The sequence below is a fragment of the Chlorobiota bacterium genome (assembly GCA_016710285.1).
Classification (GTDB): Bacteria; Bacteroidota; Ignavibacteria; order OLB7; family OLB7; genus OLB7.
Map to the genome: position 1 here is coordinate 3,963,213 of JADJXR010000001.1, position 18,004 is coordinate 3,981,216.

Annotated in this window: 10 protein-coding genes; 3 read left to right on the plus strand and 7 right to left on the minus strand. The window is 57.5% G+C overall.

Translation table 11 applies throughout. The features are described from left to right. Positions 1 to 3: 3 nt before the first annotated feature. The 3 genes from IPM61_14840 to IPM61_14850 all read right to left on the minus strand — a co-directional run bounded on the left by IPM61_14840 (position 4) and on the right by IPM61_14850 (position 6,864). Positions 4 to 2,385 (minus strand): tetratricopeptide repeat protein, encoded by a 2,382-nt coding sequence (locus IPM61_14840; protein MBK8912587.1) that lies wholly within the window; start codon positions 2,383 to 2,385, stop codon positions 4 to 6. Positions 2,386 to 2,455: 70 nt separating this feature from the next. Next, positions 2,456 to 4,741: a tetratricopeptide repeat protein gene (locus IPM61_14845; GenBank protein MBK8912588.1), complete on the minus strand. Its 2,286-nt coding sequence runs from the start codon at positions 4,739 to 4,741 to the stop codon at positions 2,456 to 2,458. Then, complete coding sequence (locus IPM61_14850; GenBank protein MBK8912589.1) at positions 4,738 to 6,864, minus strand: tetratricopeptide repeat protein; 2,127 nt, start codon at positions 6,862 to 6,864, stop codon at positions 4,738 to 4,740. Before IPM61_14850 ends, IPM61_14845 begins: the two co-directional genes overlap by 4 nt. Positions 6,865 to 7,059: 195 nt before the next feature. On the opposite strand from IPM61_14850, the gene IPM61_14855 reads away from it, so the two are divergent. The 3 genes from IPM61_14855 to IPM61_14865 all read left to right on the plus strand — a co-directional run bounded on the left by IPM61_14855 (position 7,060) and on the right by IPM61_14865 (position 10,391). Beyond that, positions 7,060 to 9,012: a TonB-dependent receptor gene (locus IPM61_14855; GenBank protein MBK8912590.1), complete on the plus strand. Its 1,953-nt coding sequence runs from the start codon at positions 7,060 to 7,062 to the stop codon at positions 9,010 to 9,012. Then, positions 8,942 to 9,859, plus strand: coding sequence for a TonB-dependent receptor (locus tag IPM61_14860; protein ID MBK8912591.1), 918 nt, complete (start codon positions 8,942 to 8,944; stop codon positions 9,857 to 9,859). The genes IPM61_14855 and IPM61_14860 overlap by 71 nt, the downstream gene beginning before the upstream one ends. A 184-nt stretch (positions 9,860 to 10,043) precedes the next feature. Further along, positions 10,044 to 10,391 carry a hypothetical protein gene (locus tag IPM61_14865; GenBank protein MBK8912592.1) on the plus strand — a complete coding sequence of 116 codons (348 nt, stop codon included), beginning with the start codon at positions 10,044 to 10,046 and terminating at the stop codon, positions 10,389 to 10,391. 776 nt (positions 10,392 to 11,167) lie between these two features. Here IPM61_14865 and IPM61_14870 read toward each other — a convergent pair. Genes IPM61_14870 through IPM61_14885 form a run of 4 tightly spaced genes read right to left on the minus strand, consistent with a single transcriptional unit; the run spans position 11,168 to position 17,360 of the window. Then, the gene (locus IPM61_14870) at positions 11,168 to 14,365 is read right to left on the minus strand and encodes a type I restriction endonuclease subunit R (protein MBK8912593.1); all 3,198 of its coding nucleotides are present in this window, start codon (positions 14,363 to 14,365) and stop codon (positions 11,168 to 11,170) included. After that, entirely contained in the window at positions 14,362 to 14,499 is a 138-nt protein-coding gene (locus IPM61_14875; protein MBK8912594.1) for a hypothetical protein, read from the minus strand. Before IPM61_14875 ends, IPM61_14870 begins: the two co-directional genes overlap by 4 nt. Before the next feature lie 3 nt (positions 14,500 to 14,502). Continuing rightward, positions 14,503 to 15,738 (minus strand): restriction endonuclease subunit S, encoded by a 1,236-nt coding sequence (locus IPM61_14880; GenBank protein ID MBK8912595.1) that lies wholly within the window; start codon positions 15,736 to 15,738, stop codon positions 14,503 to 14,505. After that, positions 15,735 to 17,360, minus strand: a complete 1,626-nt coding sequence (locus IPM61_14885; protein MBK8912596.1) for an SAM-dependent DNA methyltransferase — start codon at positions 17,358 to 17,360, stop codon at positions 15,735 to 15,737. Before IPM61_14885 ends, IPM61_14880 begins: the two co-directional genes overlap by 4 nt. Positions 17,361 to 18,004: the final 644 nt, after the last annotated feature.

Sequence of the window (18,004 nt, forward strand, 5' to 3'; positions counted from 1 at the left end):
TAGTTAGGATTTTTCTGTTGAAAGGAAATAGGTGCGCATCGCCCCCTTCCCTTTCACCTCCATCATCCCGCGTTCCAGCAAGGTCATTGAGGAAGCAACGACTCCCCCGCGCCGAAGCTCTTCCGCAAATTCCTCACTCACGTGAATCTTCCCCGCCTCCCCGTGGCTCTCCATCCGGCTCGCGGTGTTTACTGTGTCGCCGTAGATGTCGTACGCCAACTTCCCCGTGCCGATTACTCCGCCGGTGATGCTCCCTGTGTGCAGGCCGATCCTGATTTCAAACTCTGTGTTTGGTGGCAGATGCTCGGTGATGCTTTCCGGCAGTGCCACATCTTCCAGCATCTCTATCGCCATTCTGGCAATTCGCTCTGCGTGGTCCGCGCACTCAATCGGCGCGCCGCACGCCGCCATGTAGCCATCGCCAATCGTTTTGATTCGCTCGCAACCGTGCTTCGCAGCAATGGCATCGAAGTGCGCGAAGACGAAGTTCATGAACTCCAAGACTGCACTTGCTGGCATCCGAGCAGTCATTGGAGTGAAGCCGACGACATCGGCGAAGAGGATGCTGGCGGAGTCGAAGCGGTCGGCGATTTGGCGTTCGCCGGAGATCATCCGATCAGCGATGCTTGGCGGGAGTGTTTTGTGGAGAAGCTCCTCGGTGGCTTTGGCGCGAGCACGCTCGGCGGCAGTGCGTTTCTCCATCTCCGCAATCTGCCGTTGTTGCTCTACTTGGATGGCTTTCTTCTTCGCTTCTTCACTGTGGACTTCCTCTTTCACCTCGTGGAATTTTTTGAAGTGGGTGAGTGCTTCCTCGAAACGGTCTTCTTGCTCGTAGAGTTCGGCTAAGGATTGTTGGCATTTATACAGATTCTGCTTGATTCCAAGCTCTTCGTTGAGGGCGATTGCCTGCTGCAGAAGTTCTTCGGCCTTGGTAGGGTTGTACTCGGCGAAGTCTTTTTGGGAGTAGAGCGAGCCGATGCTTCCAGTGACAATAGCAGTACCGGAACGCTCACCAAGCTCTTCCTGCAAGGTAAGCGCACGGCTGAGACACTCCAACGCTTTCGGGTACTCCGAGAGATGCACGTACACACTCCCGATGTTGTTGGTGACACGGGCAACACCGGAACGATCCCCAAGCTCTTCATGCAGGGCAAGCGCACGGGTGTAATACTCCAACGCTTTCGAGTACTCCGAGAGGGACTCGTACACATTCCCGATGTTCCCGGTGACAGTGGCCACACCGGAACGTTCCCCAAGCTCTTCATGCAAGGCAAGCGCACGGCTGTCATACTCCAACGCCTTTGGGTATTCCGAAAGGTTCGCGTACACACTCCCGATGTTGCTGGTAATACGGGCAACACCGGAACGATCGCCAAGCTCTTCATGCAAGGCAAGCGCACGGCTGTCATACTCCAAGGCCTTTGGGTACTCCGAAAGGTTCGCATACACACTCCCGATGTTGCTGGTGACACGGGCAACACCGGAACGATCCCCAAGCTCTTCGTGTACGGCCAGAGCATGGCTGTAATACTCTAACGCTTTTGCGTACTCCGAAAGGCTCAAGTACACATTCCCGATGTTCCCGGTGACAGTGGCAACACCGGAACGATCGCCAAGCTCTTCATGCAGGGAAAGAACACGAACGAAATGCTCCAACGCTTTCGAGTACTCCGAAAGGTTCGCGTACACAGCCCCGATGTTCACGCTGGCACGGGCAATACCAGAGCGTTCACCAAGCTCTTCATGCAAGACGAGCGCACGGCTGTAATACTCCAACGCTTTTGAGTACTCCGAAAGGTTCCGGCACACATCCCCGATGTTCCCAGCGACACGGGCAACATCGGAACGCTCGCCAAGCTCTTCATGCAGGGAAAGCGCATGGCTGTAATACTCCAACGCTTTTGGGTACTCCGAAAGGTTCTGGTACACAAGTCCGATGTTCCCAGTAACACGGGCAACACCGGAACGCTCACCAAGCTCTTCATGCAGGGAAAGCGCATGGCTGTAATACTCCAACGCCTTCAGGTTCTGCGAGAGTACGAGGTACACATTCCCGATGTTGTTGGTGGCAGCGGCAACACCGGAACGATCCCCAAGCTCTTCATACAGCTTCAGCGATTCCTCCAGCAATGGCAATGCCGTGGGGTAATCACCCTTTCGATAATGAGCGACCCCTTGCAGTCGCAACGCATCTGCCTTGGCAGCCCCATCACCCACTTGCTTGGCTGCTGCCTCGGCTTCCTGGGCAGCGGCAAGGCTCTCGGCATATTGGCTTTGCTGCGCTAATTCTTTGGCAAGTTGGTTCAGCGCATTGGCACGCTCGGCGGGTGTGGTTGCTGCGGTCACGGCGGCGCGCAAGTCGGTAAGGGTTGTCTCTGGATTCATGGAATTACTTGATTGAGAAAATAGGTCCGAAGGGTTCCTTTCCCTTTGATGTTCAGCTCGCCACGTTCTTCTAATGTGATGGGGAGTTCGCCCCGCGCCGCCGAAGCTCTTCCGCAAACTCCTCACTCACGTGAATCTTTCCCGCCTCCCCGTGGCTTTCCATTCGGCTGGCGGTGTTTACTGCGTCGCCCCACAGGTCGTATGCGAACTTCTTCTTTCCGATGATTCCTGCCACCACCTCCCCGCTGTGCAAGCCGATCCGTACTTGCAGCCGAACTCCATCGCCAAGTCCGCTGAAGCCTGCTACAACCTCCACCAACTCCATTGCCATTCGCGCCGCTGATTCTGCGTGATCCTCACGGCTTTCTGGCAAGCCCGCCACCGCCATATACGCATCGCCAATCGTCTTGATCTTCTCCAACCCATACTTCTCCGCCAACTCGTCGAACTGGCTGAACAACAGATCCAACCCCGTCACCAACTCCTGTGGCGTGATCCGTTGCGAGAGCACCGTGAAGCCAACAATATCCGCAAACAGCACCGTCACCGACTCGAACGATTCGGCGATATGTTCCTCGCCCCGAACAACACGTTGGGCGATGGTTGGAGGGAGAATGTTGTGAAGAACCCGCTTGGTGGCTTCGGCATCGGCGCGTTCAGCAGCGGTACGTTTCTCCATCTCCGCAATCTGCCGTTGCTGCTCTACTTGGATTGCCTTCTTCTTCGCTTCCTCACTCTGGACTTCCTGGTAGAGTTCTTGGAATTTCTTGAAGTGGGTGACGGCTTCTTCGAAGCGGCCTTCTTGCTCGTAGAGTTCGGATAAGGATTTGTGGGCATCATAGCCTTTTGTTCCTAGCTCCTCGCCCAGGGCAATTGCTTGGCAGAGGAGTTCTTCGGCTTTAGCAGGGTTGTACTCGGTGAATGCTTGTTGGGAATAGAGCGAGCCAAGATTTCCAATGATCCCAGCAGCACTCAAACGATCGCCAATTTCTTCCTGCAAGGCAAGCGCACGGGTGTAATGCTCCAGGGCTTTCGGATACTCCAAAAGTTTCCGGTGCACGTTCCCAAGACCGCTGATGGCACTGGCAACGCCGGAGCGGATGCCAAGCTCTTCATGCAAGGCAATCGCACGGGCGTAATGCTCCAACGCCTTTGGGTAATCCAACAGGGAGAGATACAAGCTCCCAATGTTCCCGGTGATGTTAGCAACACCGGCACGATTCCCAATTTCTTCATGCAAGGCAAGCGCGCGGATGGAATACTCCAACGCCTTTGGGTAGTCCAACAGGGAGTAGTACACAAGCCCAATGTTTCCGGTGGCATTAGCAATGCCAACACAGTTCCCCAGCTCTTCATGCAAGGCAAGCCCATGGCTGTAATACTCCAACGCTTTCGGGTAGTCGGAGATGGAAGCATAAACATTCCCGATGTTGACGGTGATGTTGGCAATTTCCAAACGCTCGCCAATCGCTTCAAGCAAGGCAAGCGCACGGGTGTAATACTCTAGGGCCTTCGGGTATTCCGAGAGGTTTCGGTACACGGTTCCGATGCTTCCTGTTGCGCGTGCAACACCGGCACGGTCATCAATCTCTTCATGCACAGCAAGGCCACGGTGGTAATACTCCAACGCTTTCGGGTACTCCGCTGTGCGCAGGCACACATTTCCGATGTTTCCGATAACACCAGCCACACCAGCACGATATCCAATCTCTTCATACATAGCAAGTGCGCGGTGGTAATACTCCAACGCCTTCGGGTATTCCGAAAGATCAGAGTAAGCATTCCCGATGTTCCGGGTGGCAATTGCTGCATTGAAACGGTCGCCAAGTTCTTCATGCAAGGCAAGCCCACGGCGGTAATACTCCAACGCCTTCGGGTATTTCGAAAGGTCCATATAGACATTCCCAATGTTGACGGTGACGCTGGCAATGCCTGATTGCTCGCCAAGTTCTTCGTACAAAGCAATCGCACGGTGGTAATACTCCAATGCCTTCGGGTACTCCGAAAGCCGCAAGTGCGTATTCCCGATGCTTGTGGTAGCAGCGGCAACGCCGGAATGCTGGCCAAGCTCTTCATACAGCTTCAGCGATTCCTCCAGCAATGGCAACGCCGTGCGGTACTCACCCCTCCGCCAATGCACCACCCCTTGCTGGCGTAGTGCTGCGGCCTCGGCGGCCAATTCCCCCGCTTGTTTGGCTGCTGCCTGAGCTTCCTCGGCAACAGCAAGGCTCTCGGCGTAATGGCTTTGCTGCGCTAACTCCTGCGCAAGCTGGTTCAACGCACCGGCGCGCTCGGCGGGTGTGGCGGCTGCGGCTACGGCAGCACGGAGGTCTGTCAGGGTTGTCTCTGGATTCATGGAATTACTTGATTGAGAAAATAGGTCCGAAGCGTTCCCTTCCCTTTGATGGTTAGTTCGCCACGTTCTTCCAAGGTGATGGGGAGTTCGCCCCCGCGCCGCCGAAGCTCCTCGGCAAATTCCTCACTCACGTGAATCTTCCCTGCCTCCCCGTGGCTTTCCATTCGGCTCGCGGTGTTTACTGCGTCGCCCCACAGGTCGTATGCGAATTTCTTCTTTCCGATGATCCCTGCCACCACCTCCCCGCTGTGCAAGCCGATCCGTACTTGCAGCCGAACTCCATCGCCAAGTCCGCTGAAGCCTGCTACAACCTCCACCAACTCCATTGCCATTCGCGCCGCTGATTCTGCGTGGTCCTCGCGGCTCTCTGGCAATCCTGACACCGCCATGTACGCATCCCCAATCGTCTTGATCTTCTCCAACCCATACTTCTCCGCCAACTCGTCGAACTGGCTGAACAGCACGTCCAACCCCGTCACCAACTCCCGTGGCGTGACCCCTTGCGAGAGCACCGTAAATCCAACGATGTCGGCAAACAACACCGTCACCGACTCGAACGATTCGGCGATATGTTCCTCGCCCCGAACAACACGTTCGGCGATGGTTGGTGGAAGGATGTTGTGGAGGACTCGCTTGGTGGCCTCGGCATCGGCACGCTCGGCAGCCGTGCGTTTTTCCATCTCCGCAATCTGCCGTTGTTGCTCTACCTGGATTGCCTTCTTCTTGGCTTCCTCACTCTGGACTTCCTGGTAGAGTTCGTGGAATTTTTTGAAGTGGGTGAGGGCTTCCTCGAAACGGCCTTCTTGTTCGTAGAGGGTGGCTAAATCTTTGTGGGCTTCATAAAGCTGCTCTCTTGTTCCCAGCTCTTCGCCAAGGGTGATTGCTTGCTGGAGTAATTCCTCAGCTTTGGCGGGGTTGTAGCCAGCGAATGTTGTTTGGGAGTACAGTGAGCCAAGATTTCCGGTGATGCCAGCAACACCAAAGCGTTCGCCAAGCTCTTCGTACATGGAAAGCGCACGGGTGAAACACTCCAATGCCTTCGGGTACTCCGAAAGGTTCTGGTACGCATTGCCAATGTTCCCGGCAGCATTAGCAATGCCGACGCGATTCCCAACCTCTTCATGCAAGGCAAGCCCATCGAAGTAGTACTCCAATGCCTTCGCATAGTCCAAGAGGGAGGAATACACGTTCCCAATGTTCACGGTGACACTGGCAACACCGGAACGCTGACCAAGTTCTTCACGCAAGGCAAGCGCACGGCGGTAATACTCCAATGCTTTCGCGTAATCCGAGAGGGAGGAATACACGTTCCCAATGTTCACGGTGGCACTAGCAACACCGGAACGATCACCAAGCTCTTCATGCAAGGCAAGTGCTCGGCTGAAATACTCCAAGGCCTTCGGGTACTCCGAAAGGGAGTTGTACAGAAGTCCGATGTTGTTAGCAGCGCGAGCCGTACCCGGGTGATCGCCAAGCTCTTCAAACAGAGCAAGCGCACGACTGTGGTGCTCCAATGCTTCGGGATACTCCGCGAGCCTTGAGTACACACTTCCGATGTTCCCAGTGGCAAAGGCAATACCGGCACGATTGCCAAGTTCTTCATGCAGAACAAGTGCGCGGCTGTAATACTCCAACGCCTTCGGGTACTCCGAAAGATTCCAGTGTACACTCCCGATGCTGTTGGTGACACTGGCAACACCAGCACGATCGCCAAGTTCTTCAAACGCAGCACAAGCACGAGTGAAATACTCCAACGCTCTCGGATAATCCGAGAGGTTCCAGCACACACTCCCGATGTTGCTGGTGGCACGGGCAATGTCGGCACGATTACCAAGCCCTTCATACAGTTCCAGCGATTGTTCCAACACCAACAACGCCGTGCGGTAATCACCCTTGCGATAATGAACGCCCCCTTGCAGCCGCAATGCCTCCGCCTCGGCAGCTCCATCCCCTGATTCTTTGGCAAGGCTTTGAGCTTCCTTGGCAGCGGCAAGGCTTTCGGCATATTCTCCATGCCGATCTAATGCTTCGGCAAGTTGGTTCAACGCACCGGCGCGCTCGGTTTCGGTGGCCGCTGCGGCAACGGTGGCGCGGAGGGTTGTGAGGGTTGTTTCTTCGTTCATTTCGTTGAGTTGGAGAGAGTATGCAGGAAGCGCACGTTCGGCACCTGCAAGTTCGCAAATGGCGGCGAGGTGGGGAACGGATGCCGGCCACCGTTTTGCACTTTCGTGATGTTTCCCGCTGATGCTTGAGCTTGGCGCGGTTCTGCGTTATCTTGCTGGGGAACGTCGGCACGATTCTTCCTTTTCCAACCATCTATGCTCCCTTCTCGCCTTCTTCTCGTTCTGCTTGGAACCCTTCTCCCAACGGCTCTCTGGTCCCAAACCGGATCCATTGCCGGGCGGATTACCGACGCGGCCAACGGGCGCCCGCTTGGCTCGGTGACGGTGCGCGTGGTGGGGACCTACTACGGCGCAATCGCAAAGCGGGACGGAAACTACCAGATCAAGAACGTTGCCCCGGGAACGTACACCCTTGAGGTGTCGCTGATTGGATATGTGAAAATCCAACGGAATGGAGTTCGGGTGGACCCCAACCAGGAACTCACCCTTGATTTCAAACTCACCGAAACCTCACTCACCCTGGGCAAAGAGATCACCGTGATTGGGGAACGCCCGCTGATTGATGTTGAGCAAACACAAAGCGTCCGAAGGATTGGGCGGGAGCAGGTGGAGGCTTCGGTGGTGAAGGATATCACCGATGTGGTGACGCAGCAGCCCGGCGTGGTGGTGGCCAACGACGAAATCCATATCCGGGGCGGGCGAAGCTACGAGGCCGGATACCTGATTGACGGCGTTACGGCCCAGGACCCCCTTGCCGGAACAGGCTTCGGGTTGCAGCTTTCGGCGGCGGCGATTGAGGAGGTGGAGATCATCACCGGAGGGTTCAATGCCGAGTATGGCCAGGCAACCAGCGGAATCGTGAAGGTGCGGACAAAAGAAGGGGGAAGAACCTACAGCGGAAGCGGGAGCTTCCGGCGCGGCTACCTGCTGCACACGCGCAGCCCCCAAAACGGCGATGTTGGCCAAACCTTCGCCACCGATGTTGCCGAGTTTTCGCTGGGGGGCCCAATCCCGGGAACCGCCGCGCTGACCCAGAACGCTTCCCCCATCACCTTTTTCCTGAATGCCTACGGCGCGTGGACCGATGGCATCGCCCCGGAAGCGGCGCGCCCAACGGATCTGCGTTCATCGCTTTTCCCTTCCCCCCTGTTCACGCTGCGGCCCAACAACACCCTGAACGGCTTGGCGAAATTTGCTTGGAATGCCTCGCCAGAAATCAAGCTGACCTACTCCTTCAACGGCTCGGGAAGCGTCAGCCAAAACAGCCGGACGTTGCAGACCAATTTGGAGTATGTGGACCCCGAGCCAGGCTACCAATACCGATTCCAGAACAACCCGAACGGGGCAATCAGCTACAACAACCTTAACCTGATCCACACGTTTGGATTCCAGCACACGGTTTCGGCATCAACGCTCTACGAAGTGACGCTTAGCCGCTACTTTGCGCGGCTGCTGGCCGACGGAAACGGGCTGGATTACCCCGATTACACCGAGCCGCAGGACATCCCCGGCGTGCCGGCGGAATACTACGAAACCGGCGACACCAACCGGCTGGGCATGATCCCCGGCGATGGATTTTACGACACCGGCAACGGCGAAATCTGGCACGACCATTTCATTGACGATTGGGGAATCAAGGCGGAGCTGACGCACGTGCCAAGCGAGACGAACACCCTGAAGGCCGGGGCGGAACTTCACCTTCAGGAGATGCAGCTTGCCGACATCTACAAACCGTGGCTTGGTCCGTTGGGGCTGAACAACGACATCTACCACGTGAACCCGGCGGTGGGGGCGATGTACGTGCAAGATGCCGTGCAGTTCAAGGGGCTGGTGTTGAACGTTGGCCTGCGGTACGATTTCTGGTTCCCGGGCGCGCTTGCCGACGACGCAATCGAACAACAACTCCTGCCAACCATCACCAGCCAAACCGCCGCCGATTATCTGGACCACACGGTTGGGTTGTTTGGCCGCCGGATGAAAAGCCGAATCTCGCCACGGCTTGGGGTTTCCCACCCAATCACCAACGCCCAGATGCTTTTTTTCAGCTACGGCCATTTCACCAAGTGGCCGCCCGCAGTTGGTGTATGCCAAGCTGGACCCGCAGCAGGCCAGCAGCAGCTACCAAACCTACGGCAACCCAGACCTTGAGCCGGAGACCACCATCAGCTACGAGCTTGGGATCAAGAACCAGCTGACGGAGGACGACGCGCTGACGGTGAAGGTGTTCTACAACGACAAGTTCGACTACATCCAGCGGCGCAGCGTCGCCTACAGCGATCCCCGCTACGCCGGGCGTTCCTTCACCACCTACGCCAACGGCGACTACGCGCGGAATCGGGGGCTGGAGTTGGAGTATGAGAAACGGATTGGAAGATGGTTCACCGGGGGGGCGAACCTTACCTACTCGCTCACCACCGGAAAAAGCCGCAGCGAGAATCCGTTCAACGCGGCGTTGGGGGGAAGCGAGGAGACGCTTCGGGAGGATTACATGCCGTGGGACAAGCCGCTGCAGGGGCGGGCGTTCGCAATCTTCAACGCCGCGCCTGCCGACGCTCCGTTTGGGATTGCGTGGCTTGGGAACAGCCAGCTGTCGGCCGATCTCAACATCGGATCGGGGAAGCGGTACACCCCGGCACTCTTCACCGGCGACACGCTGGCCAACGGGCGTCCGGTGTACAGCAGCGACGGCATCACCTACTACAGCGCGATTGCCCAGCTGAAATGGTGGATTAACCTGAAGGCGCGGAAGTTCTTCCAGATTGGAACGGCGCGGCTGACGGTATCGGTTGAGGTGGAGAATCTTCTGGACGTTTTGAACAGCGAGATCATCAACCCCGCAACCGGGCGCGCTTGGGAGCATGGCGACCCAACTCCGCTTGGGTGGAACGACCCAATCTACCCGGACCTGCAAGCCCCGCTTGACCCCTACCCCAACAACCCTGCTCGATACTCGAACCGCAGGAATGTGCGCGTTGGAATGGAGGTGAAATTTTAGCAAGCCGATAGCCCAACAGCGGGGGCGTAACCAACTCCATCATGGCGGGGTCCACAGAATACCCGTGGCGGCAATTCAACCCGCCGCCGCGCAACGGTGACGAACCCGCACCTTTTGCGAGACCGCTCCAAACGGAAGCGGATACGGAAAGGGGAACAAGAGAGAGATGATGGAGATGATGACCATGAACAAGAATCGTTTTGCCGTTCGCATTGCTTGCTTGCTGCTGGCAGCGGCCGTTGGATATTTCACGAACCAGGCGTTGCTCCCGTTTGCCGACCGGTACATCGGCACCAGCCACCAGCTGACGATGCAGCTTCAACAGGTCCAAAGTGAGGAGCGATTGGTGGAATTCTGCTACCAGCTCCACTCGCTGGAAGGGGTGACGGGGGTCAGCTACCAGAACTACAGCGCGCTTGAGCGCACAGCCACCGTGCGGGTGTTCTACAACCCAGCGCACACCACCCCGCGAATGCTGCGGGTGTTCCTGCAACACAGCGAACTCCTGATCGGAAAACCACTAAGCGCGTAAGGCCAGTCCCATGAAAAGAGCCGCCCCGGCAAATCGGGGCGGCTCTTTTTGTTTTTTTCCGAACCCTCACGCAACAGTCCCCCTCCCACGGAGGGGGTCCTGATAGGGGCGGGGTCGGGGGCAAGCAGCGACCAGCGAGGGGGTGTGATGATCCGGGAAACTTCTGATCCTGAAATGCGGGGAAGCACACGCCGAAGGCTAAAGACCTTCGGCTACCCGGCAGAAAAGCACCGCTCGGTTTTCCTCCGAACCATCACGCAACAGTCCCCCTCCCTCGGAGGGGTGCCCGATAGGGCGGGGTGGGTTCGGGGCAAGCAGCGACCAGCGAGGGGGTGTGATGATCCGGGAAACTTCTGATCCTGAAATGCGGGGAAGCACACGCCGAAGGCTAAAGACCTTTTATCAATCCCGACGGAGGTCGGGACGGCTACCCGGCGGGGGAAGCACCGCTCGGTTTTCCTCCGGACCCTCACGCAACAGTCCCCCTCCCTCGGAGGGGTGCCCGATAGGGCGGGGTGGGTTCGGGGCAAGCAGCGACCGGCGAGGGGGTGTGATGACCCGGGAAACTTCTGATCCTGAAATGCGGGGAAGCACACGCCGAAGGCTAAAGACCTTTTATCAATCCCGACGGAGCAGGCGCCGAAGGCTAAAGACCTTCGGCTACCCGGCGGAGGGAACACCGCTTGATCCCCAACCCCCCCCCCCACCCCCAAAAGGGGGAGCGGCGCAGGGAGCCAGCGCGCAAAACAAGGCGCAAGGCAAGGGCCTATGCTTGGTCACATTGCTGCATATATTCCTGCGCCCCGCTCTGGGTAGCGTTCGTAGATATGCTCGAACACCGCAGTGCATTTTGTGTTGTACAGCTCCGGCGTGTAGGCTGGCGGCAGCCCGTCATCCAGCATCTTTTGGATGGTGTTGGCCATCTCTGCCCGCGCTTGCTGCTTCTGCCGCCAATTCAGCACCAGCAGGTCCTTCAGCCGCGCAAGCAGCTCGCGGGCCACTTGCTTCACTGCGGTTCGCTCCTTCGCGGTTAGCGCGGGGGCCGGGCGGGTTAGGATGTCAAACATCGCCAACTCCTCCTCGGTCATCGCTTCGCGCACGTGGCGTTCTTGCTCGGTGTTTAGGCTGTTGCTGAACTTCAGCAACTCCTCGAACAATCCCTCAATGCTGCGGCTGCCGTTGTTGTAGCTTTCAATCAGTTCCTTGAACTTCTCGGTAAAGTCAGTGCGGGTGGGGTTTACCTCCATCATCCGCTCTAGCTTCGCACGAATGGCCGCCTTCAGCCTTTCAAGATCAATGTTCTTCTGCTTGGACTCCCCAAATCGCTTCGCCAACGCCTCGAAATTGATGTTCGAAATATTCAGCGGGGCCGGCCCCTGTTCGCGGATTTCATGGCCGATGATGGAGTTATCAAGCACAATGTTCAGCCGCTCCATCACTGCCGAAATATCGGGCGGGTTTGGGTTCAGATGGGCGCGGATGGCATCGGCCAACGTGCGCAACAACGCCACATGGCCCGCAAACTCCACCACAATCGGGTCCGGCTTCACCGCATCGTAGAGCTTGCGGACGTTCTGCTCGTGCGCAAAAAAATCGCTCCGGACGTCGTCCGGGGCAATCAGCGCGTTCACCCCATCGCCAACGCTCGATAACCGCTCAGGGCTTCCGTTCCCCAACGCCACAATCTCATCAAGCTGCACGCCATGGTGCGCGCAGAACCTGGCGGCCCCAGCAATCGCCGCACGAAGCTCCATCACCAGCTCCTGCTTGTCGCGGGCGGGTGGCTCGCTTCCGGTCCCACCGCCGGGGCCGTAAATGGCCATTGCCTGTTCCAACGAAGCAAACACGTTGGCGTAGTCAACAATGGTTCCGCTGTGCTTGTCCGGGAACACCCGGTTGGCGCGCGCCATTGTTTGGATTAGCGTGTGGTTCCGCATCGGCTTGTCCAGGTACAGGGTCGAGCAGCTGGGAACATCAAACCCGGTTAGCCACATGGCGCAAACGAACACAAGCCGCAAGGGGTCGGCGGTGTCCTTGAACCGTTCATCCAAGCCCGGCTGCGATTCGTTCATCCGCCTGCGGTGCGGTTCAATATCCAGCCCCAACGCCTGCATCTGCGCGATTTCATTCTGCCCGGGCGAAACCACCACCGCCATGTCGGTTGTGGCCAGCAGGTCCAGCCGCTGCTTCAATTCTTTCACCCGCTCATCCTGTTCCGGTGGCTGCCGGGTTCCGGCGTTCTGCGGCTGGTAGATTAGCCGCCCCAACTCCCTTTCCGTTCGCTCCTTCTCCTGGTTCCAGCATTCCCTCACTTTGTTGAACATCCGGAGCGTGGTGGCTTTGTCAATGGAGATCACCATTGCCTTGCCGATGAAGCCGCGCCCCAAAAAGTGCCGGACGATGTCGCTGGCAATCGCCTGCAGGCGGTCGTCGCGGGTGATAAGGTGATACTGCTTCCCCAGCACCCGCTCCAGCTTCGCCTCCTGCTCGGCATCCAGCCCGGCTTCCTCAATCACGCGGTACACATCCTCGTTCAGGTTGGGATTGGTAAGCTGAAGCTCCGGCGTGCGGTTCTGGTAGTACAGCGGAACCGTCGCGCCGTCCTGGACCGATTGCTGGAAATCGTAGATGGAAACGTAGTCGCCGAACACCTCGCGCGTTTGCTCCTCGCCAGCAATCAACGGGGTTCCGGTGAAGGCAAAGAACATTGCCCTGGGGAGCGCGGCGCGCATGTTCAGCGCAAGCGTGGCGTACTGGCTGCGGTGGGCTTCGTCGGTAAGCACCATCACGTCGGCGCGGTCGCACAGCAGCTCGGGCGTTTGGAACTTCTGGACCAACGTGAAAATGTACCGGTGGTTCCCCCGCAGAAGCTCCCGCAAATGCGCCCCGCTTGCGGCGTGGCACTGCTCCCCCTCGCTTTGGCTTACCGCCCCAACCGCTTTGAAGGTTGTGGCAATCTGCTCGTCCAGCTCCTTGCGGTCCGTGACGATCACAAAGGTCCAATTGCCGGCCTGCTTCCGAAGCACTTTCTGGGCAAAGAAGACCATCGAAAAACTTTTGCCGCTCCCCGGCGTTTGCCAAAACACCCCCCCGCGCTCGTGGCCAAGCTGGCGCGCCGCCAGCATCGAGGCAATGGCGTTGTTCACCCCAAGGTATTGGTGGTTCTGGGCGATGATCTTTGCCAGCCCCGCCTTGTGCTGGCTGAACAGGGTGAAGTTCTCCACCAAATCAAGCAGCCGCTTGGGCGCGCAAACGCCGCGCAGCAACACCTCCAGCGACACACGCCGCGGTTCGTCCTCCCGCTCGGCCCGTTTCCACTCCCGCCAATGTTCCCACTTGGCCGTAAGCGAGCCGATGCGGCTGTCGGTTCCGTTGCTGGCAATCAGGAAGGCGTTGTACCAAAACAGCGCGGGGATCTGCGCCTTGTAGTGGGTAAGGTTGTCGTCGAAGGCGGTGCGGGCCGGAACGCCGACGTTCTTCAGTTCGGCCACCACAAACGGAAGGCCGTTGACAAAGCCAACAAGGTCGGGGCGGCAGGGATAAAGGCTTCCAACAATCGTCAGCTGGCTTACCAGCAGGAAGTCGTTCTGGGCCGGGTCCTCCCAATCCACCACGCGAAGCCGCTCGTTCCGCTGGCCCCCTTCTTCGTGGTTCGGGACCGAGACCTCCACCCCGTGCTTCAGCATCTCGTAGATTTCGCGGTTGGCGGCCTCAAGGCTCATTGCCGAGCGGTCGCGGGTTAGCTGCTCGATGGCGGCGGCAATTCCTTCTGGGGGAATGGTTGGGTTGAACCGCTCCAGCGCGGCGCGAAGCCGCCCGGCCAGCACCACCTCCCCTTTTGTTTCGCGCCCCAACGTGCCGCCCGGGCCCAGCGTTTCCTGCCGTGCCGAAATGGTGCGCCACCCCAGCGCGCCAAACATTGCAATCGCCGGCTGCTCAACCAGTTGGTCCTCGGTGTAGGGGCGTGATCTCATATGGCGTTGCTTGGTTGGATGTTGGTAGCAAAGACGTTGCCCAGCAGCGTGCTGAACAATTGCGGCATTGGGCCAAGCCGTTGCAAGCGGCTGTTCTGGGTTGTTTGGGAAGGCAATGGAATACTCTTCGCCATTGGCTACTCCTCCCCCTCCCCCACCTCTATTTGCCCCGACAACAACCGCGGCAACAATACGTTCCGCGTGCGACGAAGGGTTTGGATATGTTTTGTCAGATTAATGATTTGCAAGTGCACTGGCTCTACAAGAGCTTCAAAAGATTTGCGCATTTGTTTAGGCGGTAGCGCAAGAAAAACTTGATCCAATGCAGAACGCTTAATGTGGTGCATAGTGGCACCAATGCTTAATGCGCGAAACTGAGGCATGGATTCTTTCAAGGCATGGAAGCAATATGAGAGAGAAATAGCATCAAACGGCACAACATTAAACAAGTGCTGGTTAAGCAATCCTTGCCCGCCCGCCCATAAATAGGTATCAAGATCAGCCGACCATGAAAAAAGTACACAGCCATCGCTAATTCGATACTTCTCTGGGATTCCCTCTCCAGAATTACGTGGCGTATCAGCAGTTATCCCCGCCTTTAACTCTTTGATCTTGATAATAGGTAATCCATCAGCACTCCAATCACGAGGCTTGAAAGCATACCCATTGATATAATGGGCAATTGCAGAAAAAGCCCTTACCTCCCACCCCTCCGGAATCTCCCCCAGTGGGGAGTTGACGCGGGGGTGGCCCTCGTGGCCTGGGAAGCGAAAATGCACGAACCACTCCCGATAAAGCCCACGCGCCATGTTCTCCAAGATGCTGATCCGCCGCTGGCAGTTCTCAATCAAGTCGTCGTAGGCTGAAAGGATTCCGGCAATCCGCTTTTGTGTGGGGAGAGGGGGCCATAGAACAGGAATCGGGTGTATATGGTTGCGGTTAAGCGACGGATTTGATGCTCCCACATCAAGGCGTTTAAAGTCCATCGTTTGAAGGAAGTAATACGCAAATTTTGGATCATTCCCATGGAAATCCTTGACATAAAGAGTTGTGCTGTGTGGCCAATAATCCCCATCTGAGAAGAAAACTGTACCAAGCGATCCTTTACGGCCAATAATGACACCTGGACCACGAACCTTAAAATTTGTGTGTGAAGATTTTGCTCCAGATGATGAAATAACAGGAAATGGGCCATCTGATTGCTCATTTTTTGTGATATCAAAACCGCGCTGAAAAGTCAACACATTACCAAGCAATATTGTTTGCCAAGCCATTGTTATTCCATTCTCTCCTCCCCCCTTCCCATTTTTAGCACTATCAGCAGTTGGGGTATTGCGTTTTTTTGTCATGGTGGAAGTGTGTGGTTGGTTCATGCTTTGGGTTGCAGGAGCATTGCGACGTTGGCGGCAATGGTTTCTTCCAACGTTCGGGCTTGTGCGTTCAGGGTTTCCAGTTCTTCGTTCAGGGTTTCCAGTTGTTCGGTAAAGTCTTCATCGGTTAGTTCTTCGCCTGGGGCAACGCCCACGTAGCGGCCGGGGTTCAGGGACCAGCCTTGGGCTTCTATCTGGGCAATGGTTGCGGCTTTGCAAAGGCCGGGAACGTCGGCATAGGCTGGGCGTTTGCCGAACACCTCCTTCAGCTTGGCTTCGGCTTCGGCCCCGCCAAGCGTCAGGTCCAGGGCTTCGCCACGGTACAGCCGGACGATGTTGGCAATAAACCCGATTTGCCCCGGGGTCCAATCGCGGTGAGCGCGGTCCACTTGGCGGTAGATATGGCGGGCATCAATGAACAGGACGGTATCGGCTCGCAAGGTTTGGGCTTTCCTTTTATCAAGGAACCAAAGGGTGCAGGGAAGGGTGACGGTGTAGAACATATTGGGGCCAACGGCAACCATCACATCCACCCCGCACGATTGGACCAACTGCTGGCGAAGGTCTTGCTCGGAGGCGCGGGCATCGGATGCGGAGTTTGCCATCACGAATCCGGCGCGCCCGTTGGGGTTCAGCGCGGAGTAGAAGAGTTGGATCCAGAGGTAGTTGGCGTTATCGGTGCGGGGCAACCCGAAGGGGTATCGCCGGCCCGCGCCAACCACATCCTTCAGCCGCTCCTTGTCCACGGCGTTGACGTTGAAGGGTGGGTTGGCCAGGATGAAATCGAACTGGTTGGTGGCGATGTGGGGGTCGTCGTAGTAGCTGTTGATGTTGCCGCCGTGGCGGATGTCCCCTTCCAGGCCATGGATGGCAAGGTTCATGCGGCAAAGGCGCCCGGTTTCGTCGGTTTTTTCAACGCCGAAAATGGCAAGTTCGCGGCCTGGGTTTTTCTGGTGTTCGGCAACGAAGCGTGCGGATTGGACGAACATCCCACCGGCACCGCAAGCGGGATCAAGGATTTTTCCGTGGAACGGCTCGATCACCTCGGTCAGCAACCGGACGATGGTGCTTGGGGTGTAGAACTCGCCCCCTTTTTGCCCTTCGGTGCGTGCGAATTCGCCCAGGAAATATTCGTAGATGCGCCCGAAGGCATCGTAATCAACGGTGGCGGGGATTTCGGAGATTTTTTTCAGGAGTTCTTTCAGCAACCTGCTGGTGAAGAGGTTGTAGGTTTTTGGGAGGACCCCGGCAAGTTGTGGGTTGTGTTGTTCAATCTGGCGCATGGCGGCGTTGACCGCTGTGCCAATGTCGGCTCCTTCGGGAAGTTCCAGCAAGTGCTGGTAGCGTGCCTGTGGGCTTAGATAGAGTATGCCAGCGGAATGGTAGGCTTGGGGGTTTTGCGATTGGTCGCCGCGCCGTGGGCTTTTGGGGGCGGCTTGCAGTTCTTGGTGTTTTGGCGCAAAGCGTGCTTCGGCAAAGCGGAGGAAGATTAGGCCAAGGATGGGGCCGGAGTATTCTTGGGATTTCAGTCCGGAGTTCGCGCGGAACTGGTCGGCAGCGTCCCACAAGCGTTTTTCCAGGGTGGCAGTGTTGGTGTCTTTTTCGGAAGAGGCAATCCAGTGCATAGAAGAATCGGGAGTAGCGTTAGGAGGTTGTGGCGGGTTATGATCTGGGCTTCCGTCACAGTTGGCGTAAATATAGCGAGGTGAGTGGTTCCTCCGACCCCTCACAAGTAGTCCCCCTCCCACGGAGGGGTGCCCGACAGGGCGGGGTGGGTTCGGGGCGAAGACACAAACAGCGGTGATTGCTGTTGCTCCCAGAATCCGATGATTCTGATATCTGCTGATCCTGAGCAGACGCCGAAGGCTAAAGACCTTCGGCTACCCCCCAGCCCCCTCCCAAGAGGGGGAGCAACGCATGGGGCCAGCACGCAAAACAAGGCGCAAGTCCACCCGAGTTTCCTCCGAACCCTCGCAAGTAGTCCCCCTCCTCGGAGGGGTGCCCGATAGGGCGGGGTGGGTTCGGGGCGAAGACGCAAACAGCGGTGATTGCTGTTGTTCCCAGAATCCGATGATTCTGATATCTGCTGATCCTGAGCAGGCGCCGAAGGCTAAAGACCTTCGGCTACCCCCCAGCCCCCTCCCAAGAGGGGGAGCCGCGCATGGGGCCAACACGCAAAACAAGGCGCAAGTCCACCCGAGTTTCCTCCGAACCCTCGCAAGTAGTCCCCCTCCTCGGAGGGGTGCCCGATAGGGCGGAGTGGGTTCGG